The organism is Amycolatopsis albispora, assembly GCF_003312875.1.
Taxonomy (GTDB): domain Bacteria; phylum Actinomycetota; class Actinomycetes; order Mycobacteriales; family Pseudonocardiaceae; genus Amycolatopsis; species Amycolatopsis albispora.
Genome location: NZ_CP015163.1, coordinates 3,321,812 through 3,338,162 on the forward strand (window position 1 = coordinate 3,321,812; position 16,351 = coordinate 3,338,162).

General features: G+C 68.8%; 16 protein-coding genes. 6 read left to right on the forward strand and 10 right to left on the reverse strand.

All coding sequences use genetic code 11. The features are described from left to right. Positions 1 to 2 precede the first annotated feature (2 nt). The 3 genes from A4R43_RS15405 to A4R43_RS15410 all read right to left on the reverse strand — a co-directional run bounded on the left by A4R43_RS15405 (position 3) and on the right by A4R43_RS15410 (position 3,386). The gene (locus tag A4R43_RS15405) at positions 3 to 920 is read right to left on the reverse strand and encodes a replication-relaxation family protein (protein ID WP_236809028.1); all 918 of its coding nucleotides are present in this window, start codon (positions 918 to 920) and stop codon (positions 3 to 5) included. 637 nt (positions 921 to 1,557) lie between these two features. After that, a complete protein-coding gene (locus A4R43_RS42760; RefSeq protein WP_162788482.1) occupies positions 1,558 to 2,175 on the reverse strand; it encodes a hypothetical protein in 618 nt (205 codons plus the stop codon). Beyond that, positions 2,175 to 3,386 (reverse strand): helix-turn-helix domain-containing protein, encoded by a 1,212-nt coding sequence (locus A4R43_RS15410; RefSeq protein ID WP_162788483.1) that lies wholly within the window; start codon positions 3,384 to 3,386, stop codon positions 2,175 to 2,177. Before A4R43_RS15410 ends, A4R43_RS42760 begins: the two co-directional genes overlap by 1 nt. 661 nt (positions 3,387 to 4,047) lie before the next feature. Between A4R43_RS15410 and A4R43_RS44000 the strand changes: the two genes are divergently transcribed. Both A4R43_RS44000 and A4R43_RS15420 read left to right on the forward strand, forming a co-directional pair. Next, positions 4,048 to 4,599: a helix-turn-helix domain-containing protein gene (locus tag A4R43_RS44000; protein WP_162788484.1), complete on the forward strand. Its 552-nt coding sequence runs from the start codon at positions 4,048 to 4,050 to the stop codon at positions 4,597 to 4,599. Between the two features lie 71 nt (positions 4,600 to 4,670). Continuing rightward, positions 4,671 to 5,438 carry a LysR family transcriptional regulator gene (locus A4R43_RS15420; RefSeq protein ID WP_236809029.1) on the forward strand — a complete coding sequence of 256 codons (768 nt, stop codon included), beginning with the start codon at positions 4,671 to 4,673 and terminating at the stop codon, positions 5,436 to 5,438. On the opposite strand, the gene A4R43_RS15425 is transcribed toward A4R43_RS15420, so the two are convergent. Further along, positions 5,413 to 8,433, reverse strand: a complete 3,021-nt coding sequence (locus A4R43_RS15425; RefSeq protein ID WP_113697622.1) for an AfsR/SARP family transcriptional regulator — start codon at positions 8,431 to 8,433, stop codon at positions 5,413 to 5,415. The two genes, A4R43_RS15420 and A4R43_RS15425, sit on opposite strands and share 26 nt — an antisense overlap. A gap of 68 nt (positions 8,434 to 8,501) precedes the next feature. On the opposite strand from A4R43_RS15425, the gene A4R43_RS15430 reads away from it, so the two are divergent. Beyond that, on the forward strand, positions 8,502 to 9,359 hold the full coding sequence (locus tag A4R43_RS15430) for an alpha/beta fold hydrolase (RefSeq protein WP_113692959.1): 858 nt from the start codon (positions 8,502 to 8,504) through the stop codon (positions 9,357 to 9,359). Here A4R43_RS15430 and A4R43_RS15435 read toward each other — a convergent pair. Both A4R43_RS15435 and A4R43_RS15440 read right to left on the reverse strand, forming a co-directional pair. Beyond that, complete coding sequence (locus A4R43_RS15435; protein WP_236809030.1) at positions 9,356 to 10,288, reverse strand: acyl-CoA desaturase; 933 nt, start codon at positions 10,286 to 10,288, stop codon at positions 9,356 to 9,358. The genes A4R43_RS15430 and A4R43_RS15435 overlap by 4 nt on opposite strands. Further along, positions 10,285 to 10,584, reverse strand: coding sequence for a hypothetical protein (locus tag A4R43_RS15440; RefSeq protein WP_162788485.1), 300 nt, complete (start codon positions 10,582 to 10,584; stop codon positions 10,285 to 10,287). Before A4R43_RS15440 ends, A4R43_RS15435 begins: the two co-directional genes overlap by 4 nt. On the opposite strand from A4R43_RS15440, the gene A4R43_RS15445 reads away from it, so the two are divergent. Further along, the gene (locus A4R43_RS15445; protein ID WP_113692961.1) at positions 10,578 to 11,006 is read left to right on the forward strand and encodes a nitroreductase/quinone reductase family protein; all 429 of its coding nucleotides are present in this window, start codon (positions 10,578 to 10,580) and stop codon (positions 11,004 to 11,006) included. The two genes, A4R43_RS15440 and A4R43_RS15445, sit on opposite strands and share 7 nt — an antisense overlap. 10 nt (positions 11,007 to 11,016) lie before the next feature. Here A4R43_RS15445 and A4R43_RS15450 read toward each other — a convergent pair whose 3' ends face one another. From A4R43_RS15450 to A4R43_RS15460, 3 genes are read right to left on the reverse strand one after another with little or no spacing between them, the layout of a single operon-like run. Further along, a complete protein-coding gene (locus tag A4R43_RS15450) occupies positions 11,017 to 12,042 on the reverse strand; it encodes an NAD(P)-dependent alcohol dehydrogenase (RefSeq protein WP_113692962.1) in 1,026 nt (341 codons plus the stop codon). Next, on the reverse strand, positions 12,042 to 12,719 hold the full coding sequence (locus A4R43_RS15455) for an iron-sulfur cluster assembly protein (protein WP_113692963.1): 678 nt from the start codon (positions 12,717 to 12,719) through the stop codon (positions 12,042 to 12,044). The genes A4R43_RS15450 and A4R43_RS15455 overlap by 1 nt, the downstream gene beginning before the upstream one ends. A gap of 2 nt (positions 12,720 to 12,721) precedes the next feature. Next, a complete protein-coding gene (locus tag A4R43_RS15460; RefSeq protein ID WP_113692964.1) occupies positions 12,722 to 13,720 on the reverse strand; it encodes an amidohydrolase family protein in 999 nt (332 codons plus the stop codon). A 178-nt stretch (positions 13,721 to 13,898) separates the two neighbouring features. Here A4R43_RS15460 and A4R43_RS15465 point away from each other — a divergent pair, with 178 nt between their 5' ends. Both A4R43_RS15465 and A4R43_RS15470 read left to right on the forward strand, forming a co-directional pair. After that, positions 13,899 to 15,338 carry an AAA-type ATPase lid domain-containing protein gene (locus A4R43_RS15465; RefSeq protein ID WP_113692965.1) on the forward strand — a complete coding sequence of 480 codons (1,440 nt, stop codon included), beginning with the start codon at positions 13,899 to 13,901 and terminating at the stop codon, positions 15,336 to 15,338. Next, positions 15,335 to 15,724 carry a nitroreductase/quinone reductase family protein gene (locus tag A4R43_RS15470; RefSeq protein WP_205215347.1) on the forward strand — a complete coding sequence of 130 codons (390 nt, stop codon included), beginning with the start codon at positions 15,335 to 15,337 and terminating at the stop codon, positions 15,722 to 15,724. Before A4R43_RS15465 ends, A4R43_RS15470 begins: the two co-directional genes overlap by 4 nt. On the opposite strand, the gene A4R43_RS15475 is transcribed toward A4R43_RS15470, so the two are convergent. Further along, entirely contained in the window at positions 15,705 to 16,310 is a 606-nt protein-coding gene (locus A4R43_RS15475) for a TetR/AcrR family transcriptional regulator (protein WP_113692966.1), read from the reverse strand. The two genes, A4R43_RS15470 and A4R43_RS15475, sit on opposite strands and share 20 nt — an antisense overlap. Positions 16,311 to 16,351 lie beyond the last annotated feature (41 nt).

Here is a 16,351-nt window from a genome sequence, read left to right on the forward strand (position 1 = left end):
GGTCACGCGGCGTCGGTGCTGAGCAGCCGGAACACCGCCGGATCGTTCGGCGCGAAGGCCGCTCGCCCATAGGGCAGGTCTGGGGTGTGGTGACGCACCCGGGGACCGCGTTCGGGCAGGTCCGCCAATCGCAGCCGCTCCCGCGCCGGGCAGGGCTCACGCGCCGACCACAACGCCCACACGGGACCCGCCGGATACTCCTGCGCCGGGAGATCCCGTGCCGTCGTCGCGATCACCACCCCCGCGTCATATCCGCCCAGCATTTTCCCCAGCCCCGCACGGAACGCCGTTTCCCGCCGGGCCGAGTGAAACGAGAACAGCAGCACCCCGAACCGGTCGGACGGAAACCCGCCGTATCCCGAGATTTTGCGGGCCACGACACGCAACGATTCCGTGCCTGTGTCGTACTCCAGGAAAAAGCGCACGACGCGCCCGCCGGATTCCCAGCAGCCGTAACCGTCCGGCCGGATACGCGCTTCACCTTTCACGCCCTGATGGGTCCAGAAGAAATCCGCGCATCGACGTTCCGACCACCACTGCGTCAGCGCACCCGCATCCGGAGATGCAGCAAGCGCCGGGCGGGCGGGGTTGCTGTAGGCGGCCAGTCGGCAGAAGAAATCGTTCACGCCGAGGTGATGCGCCAGTTTCGGCCACAACGCCAGCCGTTCCAGCCGTTGCGTGTGCTCTTTCGCCGTCGGCGGCGTGACCGCACGCCGTGCCGCCATCATCCGCGCGCCGACGTACCCCAGCGCGAAGCGAGACTCACTCGTCCCGCCCGTCGCGTAGGAATCCCGGAACGAGAACACCACGCCGAGCCCGCGCAACTGCCGCATCCGGTCCTGTGCCCGCCGGACCGACGAGAACTCCACGGCCGTGATCTGCCCCGTGGTCAGGACCCGATGTTCGGCCAGCAGCTCCAAGACCCGGCGGTCACGCTCGACCAGGCGGAACCAGACCGAGGCATCAGGCTCGCCCGCCCGGCGCCGGCCAGGCGCCCCGCGGAGTCGCCGGCCCGCCCCGCCCCCCATGTCCTGGGTAGATGATGATTCATCCCCCCTCAGTCGGCCTTCCCTGCCAGGCCGCCTCACGCAGCCGCCACCAGCCGCTCCACGGCCAGCGGCCCCGGCGGATGGGGCAGCGGATCCACAACGCCGACCCGGCGCCACACCATCCGCAGAACCAACCGCCACCCCATCCGCACCCCGCTCATCCACGCCACCCGCATCACACGTCGCGCTCATGGCGATCACCAACCCCTGTCCTGTCGAGATCAGCCGGGCCGAACGACCCAGGCACCCGCTAACTCCAAAAAAAACACTGTTATTGAACAACCGCCACCGAACCGTCATTCAATCGAGATCCCATTGAGACATACCGTGCGGCGGCGCCCACAGATCAACTCCAGTCCTTCGGCGACAGCCAGGCCGGGCGACCCAGCTACAACACAAGGCCGAAAAAACAGTGTTTTTTGGACATCAAGTATGCAGGAGTGACCGAATTGTTACCCAGAGACGGGTGGCTAAACCCTTTCAAAAGGCACAAAAGACGCTAGGCGGTCTATTTCACGCGCCGCGCCAAGTCCGTCTCATAAAGTATGACGCAACCGGGCTGCCCGCAGGGTTCGCCAAATTCAATTGCGTAATGGTGTTGCTGTGCCTGTTCGGCGGTTGCGTGTACAATTCCTTCATTGTTTTTACGGGTCTCGATAATTACCGCCGGTTCGCCATAGGATTCCAATCCTCGTTTCGCGTGCACCCGAGCTGAGATCATGTACACTTCCCGGATTGCATAATCCGCCACATTTGCCCGAAATAAGGACAATGGGGCAATCTTGCCCGTTCCGTATCCGTTCATTAATCGGCCAAGTAAGACATGCAGGCGATTCTCGCCTATAAATACGCGAACCTTTGCGGTAATGTTTAAGTCATCAGATAGATGATTAAGGGTAGCGTCACAGGCAATGTCTGGTGGTGTCGGCCGATAATTGGGCCGATGTTCTGGCCATCGCAGCATTGTAAATGTCAAGGATTGTTTATCGTAGTATCCGGTAATAGTATCGAGACTCATGGACGACAAGCGACTAACAGTTGCCTGAATTTCGGTGTGATCATATTCTTGATTAAGAAATATCCGGCCGATCCAGGAAAACCCTCGATCAATTTCGCGGTAGCTCACTACTCATCTTCCTGAAAGTAGCCCGCGTCAATCAGGCGCCGTTTAAGTTCGGCGGCATTCGAGCGCACATCACCCGAAGCGGTTGCGGACTTTTCAATAATTGGAATAGTTTTTAGCAGCATTGTAGCCGCCCGAGTCGACCCAACCTCGTCCACGTAAGGCATTAGTCGCTCAAATGTGTTTGAAATTTCAGCCCACGCCTGCGCATGTGTTTGAGCTTCGAGCAATGAGGCCGTATGAACGTAACGACCGCGAACCGCATTGACAGGAGTCAGATCAACGCATTCTTGCAAGATATCTATGGACCTATATCGTTCACCAATGTCACCGTAAATCATCGCCTCATGCCAAGCGATCTCTTCGTCATTGATCCACCAGGCCCATCCGGGATCATTGTCGCGCACTCCGTCTAGATAGAGGGAGGCGGCTTGGTCAAATGTTCGCTTAGCCTCGCTGTTGTTGCCGCCGAGCGCCAGAGCCCGCGCCTTGCGGATAAGAAATAAGGCGCGCAGGCGAGGTGACAGGTTATTTTGCTCAAGCACCATCTGCGAAAGGCGCAGCGCTTCGGCGGGCCGTTTTAGATAACCTGCATGCATAGACATGTTCTGCAGGGTCAGTATTTCAGTGCTTCGATCGCCCGCCATGCGCAGCAAATTCAAAGCTTCGTTATTGACACGCCGCACCAAGTCGTGCTTTCCCGCGTCGAACAATAACCATCCGGTTAATTCTCCCAATTCACCGGCTGCCGAATATAAGTCGGCCTCAATCGCTTGGTCATACTTGACTTGCCCAAGCTTGCGGTGAACTGACTGGAACAGCTTAAGCGCAACGCCAGAACTGAGATCACCGCCAAATTGCATATCCATGCGCACTAATTCTTGGATCCGGCTATGCAGGCTTTCGACATATTGGGTATCCAGGGGAATTTCGCCAATAGGCACACTATCCGCGATAGCAATATTTGATGGAACTGTCGAACAATTCCAGTTTCCCGGTTCCAGGGGCGCGTTTTTGAGCAGCGTCTCAAGTCTGGTTAAGGAAATGCCTATCACGCGTGCGAGTTTTGGTCGTTTGTATGCAAGTGGCTCCGCCCTGCCGCTTTCCCAGTTACGCACAGTTTGGGGGGACACGCCAACGTGCTCCGCAAGCAGCTCTTGCGTGTAGCCCGCAGCCCTGCGCGCTCGCGCCAATTCCGGCCGCTTCATCGTCATCCGTAGTCCCATCGTGCGAACGAGGTCCACCAAGTAACCGCAGGTCAAGCGTATCAAATGGCGGTTCGTTGGCGGTTCGCTGCCAGTGTGGTTGCTTGTCCGCTCGCGAAGCACGCTTCAAGGTCATCTGCGGTGGCAGAAGGTCAGGAGCCACGAAGATCATGCGGGACGACGGAGGACCTGATGGGACGGCACACTCTGGTTAGCCAGGCACTACCCGCTGATGACCCGACGGCGGTTCGTGTCGAGCGGCGTTGGTATGCGGGTGATGGACTGGAGCACGCTTACCGGGAGAACGACCTAGCAGAAGCCGGGGCGGTGGCGATCACGCCGGGTTGCCAGGAAGGGCGTTACTACCCGGATCGGCATGACCGGAGCGCCGTCGCGGATCGCTCCCGGCAGGCTGCGTCGTTCGTGGGGCGGTGTCCAGGGTGTGACCGCTGGCAGCGAGGTCGCCGGGTGGTCGAAGTAGTGTCAGGGGTGATCTTCCCATGAGGCGGTCGCAGGCTCAGGAGTGGGGAGTCCAGGGAGGTAACAGCGGCGGCGGCGATATCGACGCGGCTGCTCTACGCGGGGTGTATGCCTCATCTGATATGGAAGGCCACGCCCGAATGTTGCCCGTTCAGCGCCATAACCAACCCGATGCCGAGCAGGAGGAAGCGTGAACCGGGCGGAATGGCGCGGAGTGCAGACCACCCACGATCAAGCATTCCTGGAATTGCTGGGCGGCCGCTTACGGGCTGTCCGGATGTCGCGAGGCGCCGCCTGCACGGATGTGGGTAAAGCGGTGCACCGGTTGTCGGGCACGTCGGTATCGATGATCGAGCGCGGCCAGCAGCGAATCACGGTGTCGGGTCTGCGGGATCTATGCCGTTTCCTGAACCTGGACATGCCTAGCCTGCTGGGCGGTGTCGAAGCTGATTTGGGGGCTTGTCGTGGGCCATACGTGTGGGTGCCCGTGCCTGTGCTGGACGTACTGGCCGGGGCCGATGGGCAGTACGCCCCGCTGCGGGAGTGGGTACTAGCCAAGCGTGGACCGCGCGCGGTGGGGGAGTTCGATCGTGAAGCATTCCAGCGGGCGGCGCGGGCATGCGGGGTGCCGACGTACACATTGCGAGCCAGGCTCTCCGCTCAGTCATCGCAGGTGTTCGCGACGTCCGGCGCCTGGGCAGGTCCCCCGGCTGCCCAGCCGCCGGATTCCCGGGAGCGATAGAGTGCATTAAGAAAGTCGTAGTTGTCGCGGAGGAACTCCACTTCGGGCGGGCGGCCGAGCGGCTGAACATCGTGCAGCCCGCGGTCAGCCAGCAGGTCGCCCGGCTGGAGCGGGAACTCGGCACCCGGCTGCTGGACCGCACCCCGCGCACGGTCCGCCTCACCGACGCCGGACGCCGGGTGCTCGCCGCCGCACGCGAAACGCTCGCCGCGGCGGAACGGGTGCGCGCGGCCGCGCACGAGCGCGGTGGTCTGTTCCGCGTCGGCACGGCGGCCGGTCTCACCGCGCGGCTGGAACGCGGGATCGACGCGCTGCGGGCGCAGAACCCGGAGTTCGAACTGGTGCTCGTCGACCTGCCGGTGACCGACCGCGTCCACGCGCTGCGGCGGGGTGAGCTGGACCTGGCGCTGGTGCGCGGCCCGGTTTCCGCGCCGGGGGTGCGCGTGCTGCCGGTGTGGACGGAACCGTTGCACGCCGTGGTTTCCCGGCACCACCCGGCGGCCGGGCGCGAGAGCGTGACCGTCGCGGAACTGGCCGATCACGTGCTGCGGGCGCCATCCGACCCGCCCCTGTGCGAGGTGGTCACCGCCGCGCTGGGCAGTGCGGTGGAGTTCGGCCGGCCGGCGGGCAGCGTGCCGGACACCATCGTCGAAGTCGGCTCGGATCCGCGGAGCTGGGCGCTGCTCCCCGCCACCGACGTCGCCGCCACCGGCTCGACGCGCGTGCGGTCGCTGCCACTGGACCCGCCGATCACCATCACCGGCAACGTCCTCACCCCGGACCACGAAGTGGCCCAAGAGTGCACGGAAGCCGTCATCGCCGCCTTCCGAGACGGCTGAGGGCATCGGCCTGGCGGTAGTGGGTGGCGGCGTCGGCGGGGCGGCCCAGTGCGGTGGCGAGGTCGCCAAGGTAGCGGGCGACCGGGCCGAAGGTGAGCAGGCCGCTTCCCGCGCCGGCCAGTTCGCCGGCGGCGGGCAGCAGTTCGGCGTACAGGCGTTCCATCACCGACGTCTGTCCATTTTGGATCGCGTGCCGGGCGTGCAGGCAGGTGCGGGCCTCGAACAGCAGATCCCGCGGTGAGTCCGGAATGGACTCTCCAGGACGCGCCCACGGCTCATACGGACCGAAGTCCCCCGTGGTGTCCGGGTCCACGCCCAGCAGGGCGAACGCCAGGATTCCCGGCTCCAGCCCGGACATCCCGGTGCCGCCGAGGCGTGCGGCGGCCTCCCGGTAGGCCGCCGCGGCGGCCGTGTGCTGTCCGGTGATGGCCAGCCGCAGCGCGGCGTACCACTCGGTGAACACGCCGACCAGTGGCAGCTCATAACGCTCGGCGAGCCGGTCGGCCGCCGCGGCGTGCTCGTCGGCGGTGTCCAGATCGGACAGTGCGGCCGCCGACTGCAGCTGGATCAGGTGACCGAGCACCTCGAAGGTCACCAGCCCGCCGCTTTCCCCGGACAGCGCCACAAGTTCGGCGCCGACGCGCGCGCGGTCCGGGGCGAGCCCGGCCCGGTGGAAGGTTTGCAGGAAAAGTCCGTTGAGCGCCAAGGCAAGCAGCGCGGGATCACGAAGCCCGCGCGCGAGGCGCACGGCCTCCGCCGCTGCCTCGCCGCCCCGGCCACCGGTGTCCGCGCGCCGTTCCATCGCGATGGTGGTCAGCAGGCGGGCACGTTCGGCGTCCCGGCCGGACAGTCCCGCCAGCGCGCGTTCGGCGGCCGCGACGAGCCGGTCCGAGTGTGCCTCGTCGTCGTTGGCCGTCCAGATCGCGGGCACGTCGAAGGAACCGATCACCCGCGCGGTCAGCAAAGGATCTCCGAAGGCCTCCGCTTCGGCGACCGCTTCCGCGCGCAGCTGCCGCGCCCGCACCAGATCACCGGTCACCGCCAGCGCCCGCACCAGCCCCATCGTCGCTTCCAGCCGGGCACGGCCGTCCGAGCGCACCACGACCTCCCGCCACAGCCGGGCCGCTTCGTGCGGCGCCGAGCGCTGTTCGGCGGCTTCGGCCGCGGCCCGCGCGTAGTGCGCCGCGCGGCCCGCGGTGGCCGCGCTGCCCGCCCGCAGGTAGTGGTGCGCGATCGCGGCCACGTCATCGGGCCGCCGCTGCTCGATCAGCTCGGCCGCCGCGGTGTGCCAGCGTGCCCGGCGCGCCAGCGAGATGTCCTCGTAGAGCGTCTCCCGCACCAGGTCGTGTCCGAAGTGGACAAAGTCGGCACCGGCCTCGACCAGGAATCCCGCGGCCACTGCCGCTTCGACCGCCGCCAGCACCGCGTCCTCGTCCCCGGCCAGCGCGATCAGCAGGTCGAGTTCGACCTCCCGGCCGAGCACCGCGGCCTGCCGCAGCTGCGTTGTCCCGGCGGGCCCGGCCAGCCGGTGCCGGATCACCTCACGCACCCCGGCGGGCACCGCGTGCAGCCCGGCCTCGCCCTCGGCCGCCCACAACCGGGCGAGTTCACGGACGAAGAACGGATTTCCCCCGCTGCGCCGATGGATCACCCGGACGGCTTCACGCGTGGGTTCGCGGTGACCGACGGCGACGACCAGCTCGGCGACCTGCGGCTCGGTCAGCCCGCCGAGATAGACCCGCACCGGTTCGGCTCTGGCCGCGCGGCCGAGCGCGGCGGCCAGCCCGGCGGAGATCTCGGTCGACCGGTAGGTGCCAACCAGCAGGACCGGCCCGGCGCCGGGATCGGTGGCCAACCCGGTCAGCAACGCGAGCGCTTCCTCGTCGGCCCAGTGCAGGTCGTCGAAAACCAGCACCACCGGACCCCGCCCGCCGAGCTTCGCCAGGTACTCCTCCATCGCGCGCTGGCGGCGGAAGCGGGCGACGGCGAGGTCGTCCCCCGGCACCGCCGGAAGTTCGACACCGCCACCCCACGCCGTGGCCCAGCCCATCGCGCCCAGCCGCCGCGTCAACGCCCTGGCCAGCGCGGTTTTGCCCGCCCCGGCCGCGCCCGAAAGCAACACCAGCCCCGGCCGTCCCGCCGACGCGGTGGCCACCGCGGCCTTGATCAGGTCGGCCAGCTCGTCCTCCCGGCCGACGAACGGCTCATCGACCGGCGGCGGTGCCGGTGCGCTGAGCCGCGGTTCCTGCGCGAGCACGTCCGCCTCCAGCTGCCGCAGCTCGGCGCCTGGATCGACGCCCAGTTCCGTCCGCAGCACTTCGCGGGCCCGGCGCAGCGTGGCGAGCGCGTCACCCTGCCGCCCGGACCGGTACAGCGCCAGCGCGAGCAGCCGCCAGCCGTCCTCGCGCAGCGGGTGCCCGGCGACGTGCGCCCGCAGGTCGGGCACCGATTCGGCGGCCTGCCCCGCGGCGATCGCCGCTTCGGCACGGCGTTCGACGGCGAGCAGCCGCAGTTCGGTCAGCCGGTCGGCTTCGGCCCTCGCCCAGTCCTCGTCGGCGAATTCGACATACGCGGGCCCGCGCCAGAGCGCGAGCGCGTCGTCGAGCACCACCCGCGCGCGCTCGGCCTCTCCCCCGGCCAGCAGGCGGGCGGATTCGGCGACGGCCGCTTCGAAGCGCCACGCGTCCACGGCATCGGGCTCGGCACGCAGGGCGTATCCGGACGACTCGGTCACCAGCAGCCGGGACGGCGTGCGCGGCGGGCGGTCCGGCTCCAGCGCCTTCCGCAGCACACCGACGAAGGTCTGCACCGAGCCGAGTGCGCCGTCCGGCGGGTCGCCGCCCCAGAGATCGTCGATCAGCCAGGTCACCGGCACGACTCGGCCCCTCGCCACCAGCAGCCGCGCGAGCACGGCCTGGTGCCGCGGGCCGCCCAGCCGGACGGGCCCCGCCGCGTTCTCGGCCGTCAGCGGGCCCAGCACGCGGAACACCACCATGCCCACAACCTAACCGTGCTGATCCGGCGCTGATCGGCCGCTGATCGGAAGCGCCCACGATCGAGCGCATGATCCCTTCCTTCACCACCGAGCGCGTGACCGTCGCCGACGGCGTCGCGCTGCACACCGCCGTCGGCGGCTCCGGCGACCCGATCGTGCTCCTGCACGGCTTTCCCCAGACGCACCTGATGTGGCGGCACGTGGCCGCCGACCTGGCCGCCGACCACACGGTCATCTGCCCCGACCTGCGCGGCTACGGCGACAGCGACAAGCCGGACGGCGACTACTCGAAGCGCACGATGGCCGCCGACGTGGTCGCGCTGGCCCGCGCGCTCGGCCACGAGCGGTTCGCGCTGGCCGGGCACGACCGGGGCGCGCTGGTCGCCATCCGTGCCGGGCTCGACCACCCGGAGGTGGTCACGCACCTGGCGTCGCTGGACGTGCTGCCGACGCCGGACATGTGGGACGTCATGCACGGCACCTCGGCGGCCGTCGGCTTCCACCTGTACCTGATGGCGCAGCCGCCCGGTCTGCCCGAGCAGCTGATCGGCAATTCCGCGGACGCCTTCTTCGGCCATTTCCTCGACCTGTGGACCAACGACCCGGCGGCCATCCCGGCCGAGGTCCGCGCGGCGTACCTGAAGGCGAGCCGCGAGGCGGTGCCGTCGATCGTGGCGGACTACCGGGCCTCGGCCGGCATCGACGTCGAACACGACGAAGCCGACCGGCGGGCCGGTCGGCAGCTGCGGATGCCGGTGAGCGTGTTGCAGCAGGACTGGGGTGCCGCGCTCGGGTTCGACGCCGCCGCCCGCTGGCGGGCCTGGGCGCCGGACCTCGAGCACCGGACCGTCTCCTGCGGCCACTTCATGGCCGAGGAGGATCCCGGCGTGGTGATCAAGGAGTTGCGTGCCCTGCTGGCCCGCTAGCGCGGGTTGAGCTTGCGCGCGAGACGCTCGGGCCTGGGCCAGCGCACGTCGGTGGCCCAGCCCAGCTTCTCGAACATCCAGATCAGCCGGGCGGAAATGTCGACCTGACCGCGCCGGACGCCGTGCCGGGCACCGGTGGGGTCGGCGTGGTGCGAGTTGTGCCACGACTCCCCCATCGAAGCGAGGGCGAGCGGCCAGAAGTTGGCCGACTTGTCACGGGCAGCGAACGGCCTGTCCCCGATCAGGTGACACAGCGAGTTGACCGACCAGGTGACGTGGTGCAGCACCGCGACCCGGACCAGCCCGGCCCAGAAGAACGCGGTCAGCGCACCCCACCAGGACATGGTGAGCAGGCCGCCGAGCAACGCCGGTGAGAGCAGTGTCACCACGGTCAGCACCGGGAACAGCCGATCGATCCTGGCCAGGTCGCGGTCGGCGAGCAGATCGGGCGCGAACCGCTTGGCGTTGGTCTTCTCCCGGTCGAACAGCCAGCCCATGTGGGCGTGCCAGAAGCCCTTGGCCAGCGCACCGGCCGAGGTGCCGTAGCGCCACGGCGAATGCGGGTCGCCCTCGCGGTCGGCGTAGGCGTGATGGCGGCGGTGGTCGGCGACCCAGCCGATCACCGGGCCCTGCATGGCCATGCTGCCCGCCACCGCGAGCGCGATCCGCAGGCCGCGGTTGGCCTTGAACGCGCCGTGGGTGAAGTACCGGTGGTAACCGACCGTCACGCCGAGCGCGGTGAGCAGGTAGAAGCCCAGCGCCAGGCCGAGATCGGTCCAGCCGAGGCCCCAGCCCCAGGCGATCGGCACGGCCGCGGCCAGTGCCAGCAGCGGTACCACGGCGAACAGCTTGACCAGGAAGTTCTCGGTGCCGCTCTGCTCGCCGTCGAGCATCGGTTCGGCCCGCGGCCGCTCGAGGGTGGCGGTCATCCGGCCTCCTGCTTGGTGCGCTGCTTCGGCAGGTCGCGGGCGCCGGGCTCGCGGAAGAGGTTCTGGTAGGTGGCGCCGAGGGTCGCGGCGGCCGTGGGGCCGCTGGTGTCCTCGTCGGCGTACGGGTGACTGAACAGCGGATTTCCCGCTGTGGTGGTGTTGACGGTGAAACTCCTTCGAATGAGCCGCGGGCTTCCGGGCCGGTCAGTTGCCAGGCGAATCGGGAAGCGCTCTGCGATGTGCGGCTGCCTCCACGGTAACACGGCCCGCCGCGGGTTAGGGTCGGTCCATGCCACACGACGTCGTGCTCAAACTGATGAACGGGGCCCACCGCGGCCTGCTCAAGGTCACCGGCGGCCGGGTGGGCTGGCAGGCGGCGGGCATGCCCGTGCTGGAACTGACCACCGTCGGCCGCAAGTCCGGGCAGAAGCGCTCGGTCATGCTGACCGCGCCCGTGCACGACGGCGACACGCTGGTGGTGGTCGCTTCGCGTGGTGGAGACGACCACCATCCCGCGTGGTTTCTGAACCTGCGCGCCAATCCCGAAGTCGAGGTGGCGCTGCAGGGCGCGCCCGCGAAACCGATGCGCGCCAGGGTGGCCACCGCCGAGGAGCGCGCCGAGCTGTGGCCGCGCATCTCCGGTGACTTCCGGAACTACCGCGGCTACCAGGAGAAGACCGACCGGGAAATCCCGCTGGTGCTGCTGGAACCGCGGTAGTCCCGGCGCGTCACGGGGTGAGGATGGCGCGGCCCCGGATGCGCCCGGCTTCCAGGTCGTCGAGCGCGTCCTGGAAGCCTTCGAGCGGGTACTTCGCGGTGTGCAGCCGGACCAGGCCCCGCGCGGCCAGCGCCATCAGCTCGCACAGGTCGGTGTAGGAACCGACCAGGTTGCCGATGAAGTTGATCTCGGCGGAAATGATGTCGATGGTGGGGACGTCGAGATTTTCGCCGTAGCCGACAACGTGGTAGTCACCCGCCCGCCGCAGCATCCGCACGCCGTCTTTCGTCGCGCCGCCCTCACCGACGAAGTCGAGCACCACCTCGGCACCGTCGCCGCCGGTCAGCGCGAGCACCTCGTCGACGTGGCCGCCGTCGGCGACCACCCCGTGGTCGGCGCCGATCGCCCCGGCCAGCTTGACCGCCTCCGGGTTGCGGTCGACGACCACCAGTTCCGCCGCGGTCAGCGCCTTGAGCACCTGGATGCCGATGTGCCCGAGCCCGCCGGCGCCGAGCACCACGCACCGGTCCCCCGGCCGCAGCTTGCGCGCCGCCTTCGCCGCCGCGTGGTACGCGGTGAGCCCGGCGTCGGCGAGCGCGGCCACGTCGGCGGGTTCGAGGGAGTCGTCGATCCGGACGACGCTGCGCGCGGAGGTCTTGAGGTATTCGGCGTAACCGCCGTGCGTGTCGATGCCCGGGAACCGCGACTGTGCACAGTGGACGTCGTCACCGGACCGGCAGGCGCGGCACAGCCCGCAGGTGATCAGCGGGTGCAGGATCACCTTGTCGCCTTCGGCCACATGCGACACCGCGCTGCCCACCGCGTGCACCCAGCCCGCGTTCTCGTGCCCGATCGTGTAAGGCAGCGTCACGCCGGACTTCTCCGCCCACTGCCCCTCGAGAATGTGGATGTCGGTGCGGCACACCCCGGCGCCGCCGATCCGGACGACCACGTCGAACGGGCCGGTGACCTCCGGGGCGGGCACCTCGGTCAGCCGCAGGTTCTCCCCGTAGCCGACCACCTGTACTGCCTTCATCATGCGTTCGCCTTCGCTTCCGGGTAGCGGGTTTTCAGCAGGCCGCGGCAGAAGTGCGCGTTGCCCTCGATGGAGATGCGGACCGAGCGCGCGAACCGCAGGCGCACCGGGGTTTCCTCGGCGGGGTAAGGATTTCCGTGCTCGTCCACCAGCACCTTGGCAGCCGGATCGGTATTCAGCCCGAGCGCTTCGCGGCGGCGCAGCAGCGCGTCCGTCGCCGGCCCGGCGGGCAGGTCGCCGAGGGTCGTTTCGTGCGGCCGGAGTTCGGGATCCTGCCGGATCAACGCGGTCAGCGACCGCTCCATCGCGGCCGTGTGCGCCTTGCGCCGGAAGATCAACCGCAGCTCGTCGAGGCTTTCCTCGGCCTCGTCACCAAAAGTGCCGCGATAACCGGCGTCGGCGGCGAGGCCGCGGTTGATCAGGTCCGAGTCGTGGTGGTCGTCCAGGCGCACCACCACCTCCTCGGTCCACGGCAGCGCGGACAGCACGTCCTTGGCGTCCGAGGCCATCAGGTAGGCGAAGTTCGGCGAGCAGAACGCGGTCGGCAGGCGCAGGTGCACCGTCACGCGGCCGCCGTCGACTTCGAGCGAGCGGACGAAGTCGAGCTCGGTGATGGGTTCGTCGAGTTCGGGGTCGAGCACCGCGTCGAGTGCCCGCCAGGCTTGGCGTTCCAGCATGGTCACACCGCCACCGGGGTCTCGGCGCCCAGGCCGGCCGGTACCTCGATGCCGTACATCGCGGCGGCGTTCAGCCCGAGCACCTTCTTCTTCTGCGCCACGGTGATCGGCGCGTACTCGGTCATGTCGGCCGGGATCTGGAAGTCGACGAACCGCTCGACCAGCCAGCGCGGCGTCCACAGCGCGTAGTCGCTGGAGAACTGGATCCGGTCCTCGCCGAGCCAGTACAGCAGTTCGCCGATGATCTGCGCGAAGTAGCGGGGCCGCGTGTGGATGAACGGCATCGCCACGGCGAGCCCGGCGTGCACGTTCGGCTCCTGCGTGGCGATCCAGCAGAAGTCCTCCAGCCGCGGCAGGCCGCAGTGCTCGACCACGAAGTTCAGGTCGGTGAAGTCGGTGGCCACCTTGTCCACGTCGGCCACGTCGAAGGCGTCGCGGTCCAGCGGGCGGATGGTCGGGCCCTTGTGGACGTGGATGTTCCGGATGCCCAGCTCCTGGCAGGCCTCCAGGTAGCGGTAGCTCCACGGGTCGTCCAGCTTGTAACCGCGCGAATCGCCCTGCCACTCGGCGGTGTAGAGCTTGACGCCCTTGAGCCCGAAGCGGTCCGCGTCGCGGCGCAGCTGCTCGAGACCGGCCTGCTCGAAGCGCGGGTCGAAGCAGTGGTTGTAGGTCAGCTTGTCCGGGTGCTGGCTGGCCAGCGCGAAGGCTTCTTCGGTCTGGCCGAAGCCGTTCTTGTAGAACGCGCCGAGGCGGGCGGGCTGGAAGATGGCGTGATCGACGTACCCGTCCTCGAACAGGTCCTTCATCAGCCGCTCGCCGCCGTAGTAGAGGTAGTCCTCGTACGGCCACAGCTCCGGCTCCGGGCTCAGGTTCCGGTGGTAGTCGTAGAAGCAGTCGATGAACTGCTTGCCGTGGATGTTGAGCTGGTTCTCCGGGCGGGCGTCCCAGAGCGCGATGTGCGCGTCGACGATGAAGTAGTTCTCGCCGTCCTTGCTGTACATGGGTTTCCTCCGCGTCGTGGCGCCTTCGGCACGTTCTGCGAGGGAACGCTAGGCAGGCCGGGGCGCCCGCGGCAGCGTCCGGCTGTCTCAGTTTGAGACACGCGGGCACCGCTGACCGGCGGGTTCAGGGGTTAGCCTGGCTGGGACCGGCGCAGCGAAGCGTCCACTGGAGGTCGAAGTGGAGAATCGGCAACTCACGCCCGACCGGCCACGACTGCGGGCGTCCTGGCAGCGCAGCGAGCGCTACGGGGTGTCACTGGACGAGGTCCAGCCCGTCTTCACCGGTTCGGTGGACACCGGTTCCCTGCTCTACGAATGCGGTTACGAAGTGCTCAGCGGACTGCAGGCCACGCTGGCGAACGAACCGGTCAGCCTGATGATCACCGACAGCGCCGGGCTGGTGCTGGCCAGGCTGTGCAACGACAACTCGATCAACCGTTCACTCGATCGGGTGCACCTGGCGCCGGGCTTCTACTTCGCCGAGCGCAACGCCGGCACGAATGGGCTCGGCCTGGCGCTGGCCGACCGCGCGCCCTCGCTGGTCCGTGCCGAGGAGCACTACTGCACCGGGCTGCGCGGGTACACCTGCGCGGCGGTGCCGGTGCTCGACCCGCTCACCGGTGAGCTGGCTGGCAGCGTCAACCTGACCACGTGGTCGAATTCTTCGTCGGACCTGCTGCTCGCGCTGGCGCAGGCCGCCGCGGGCAACACCACCGCGCTGATGCTGGCCCGCTCGGCCGGCCGCCGGATGCGGCCGACCCCGCGCGGTGAGGTGTTCCACGTCTACGCCGACCGGTTCCAGCAGGCCGACGGCGGATCCTGCGTGTCACGGCTCTGGAGCGAGGCGGTCGCCGAGGCGCACACGGCGTTCGCGGCGGGCCGGGTGGTCGCGGTGGTCGGTGAGCCGGGCTCGGGCAAAACCGCGCTCGCGTCGATGGCGCACCGCCAGGCGCGGCCACGCGAACGCGTGCTCAGCGCCCGCCACCCGGCGCCCGACGACGTGGACGCCTGGTTGACGCTGTGGACGCCGGAGCTGGAGAAGGACAACACCTGCGTGATCGTGTCCGGTGTGGACACCCTGCCCGCGTGGGCGGCTGGCGAGCTGGCGAAGCTGTTCACGTCGGTCCGCTGCGACAGCGGACGGCCGCAGCCGTTCGTGCTGACCGCCGAGGACTTCGGCGCGCTGCCCGGGCCGCTCGGCTCGCTGGTGGACACCGTGGTCGAGGCACCCGCGCTGCGGCACCGTCCCGCCGACATCCTGCCGCTGGCCAGGCACTTCGCCGAACGCGAGCGCGGACGGCCGATCAGCTTCACCGCCGCCGCGTCGCGGGCGCTGACCGAGTACCACTGGCCGGAGAACGTCAAGCAGCTCAAGCGCGTGGTCCGCACCGCGGCGGCACGCGCGGACGTGGTCGACCGGCGGCACCTGCCCGCCGAACTGTTCAGCTCGGGCGCGCACCGGCTGAGCCGGTTGCAGGCGCTCGAACGCGACGAGATCGTGCGCTGCCTGACCGAGCCGGGCGCCACCGTGGTGCGCGCGGCCGCCGAACTCGGCATGAGCCGGGCGACGATCTACCGGAAGATGGCGCAGTACGAGATCAAGGTGCCCGGCCGGTGAACAAGCAGCGGCTGGTGACCGCGTTCCAGCGGCACGTCGGCAACCCGATCCTGCGGCGGTCGCCGTTCCAGGTGCTGCTGGAGACGACCGGGCGGAAGTCCGGCCTGCCGCGGCGGACCCCGATCGGCGGGCGGCGCGTCGGCGACGAGTTCTGGTTCGTCTCGGAGTTCGGCGAGAAGTCGCAGTACATCCGCAACATCCAGGCCGATCCGTCGGTGCGCGTCCGGCTGCGGGGCCGGTGGTACCACGGCGTCGCGCACCTCGAACCGGGCGACGACGCCCGTGCGCGGTTGGCCGCGTTGCCTCGCCTGAACAGCGCAGCGGTGCGCGTGCTGGGCACGGACCTGCTGACCGTCCGTGTCGAACTCAGCCCAGGATCGCGCTGACCAGGGTCTTCCGCAGCCACTCTTCGTAGTCGTCGAGCGACCAGCCCGCCTCGCCGACCAGGCTGTCGTGCACCCCCGCGCTCATCAGCGCGACGGCGATGTCGGCAGCTCGCGGCTCGACGTGGTGCCCGGCCGAGCGGATGCGCTCGATCACCATCTCGACGCCCATCCGGTTGCGGCGCGCGCCTTCGGCCTGGGTCGCCGCGATGTCCGGATCGACGGCGGCGCCCGAGCTGAGGATCGCCACGATGTCCCCGCAGCGCTCCCTGACCTGGCGGCTCGCCCTCGCCAGCACACCGAGCAGGTCGGCCGGGTCGGGCAGGTCCTCGACGGAGGCGACCAGGTCGGGCAGCCCGGCTTCGTCGTCGAGCAGATCGACGAGCCCGCCGAGCACGCCCGCCTTCGAGCCGAAGTGCGCGTAGATCGTCTGCGGGGCGACCCCGGCCTGCTGGGCGATCAGCCGGATCGGCGTGCGCGCGTACCCGCGTTCGGCGAACAGCCCGCGTGCCGCGGTGAGGATCGTGCGCAGGGTCAGCGCTTCGCGCCGATCCCGCAGCCGGACGATGCCCGGCAGGTCCGCTGCCATGTATGCTCCGAATTAGAACGTCGTTCCAAGTTTTGGACCAT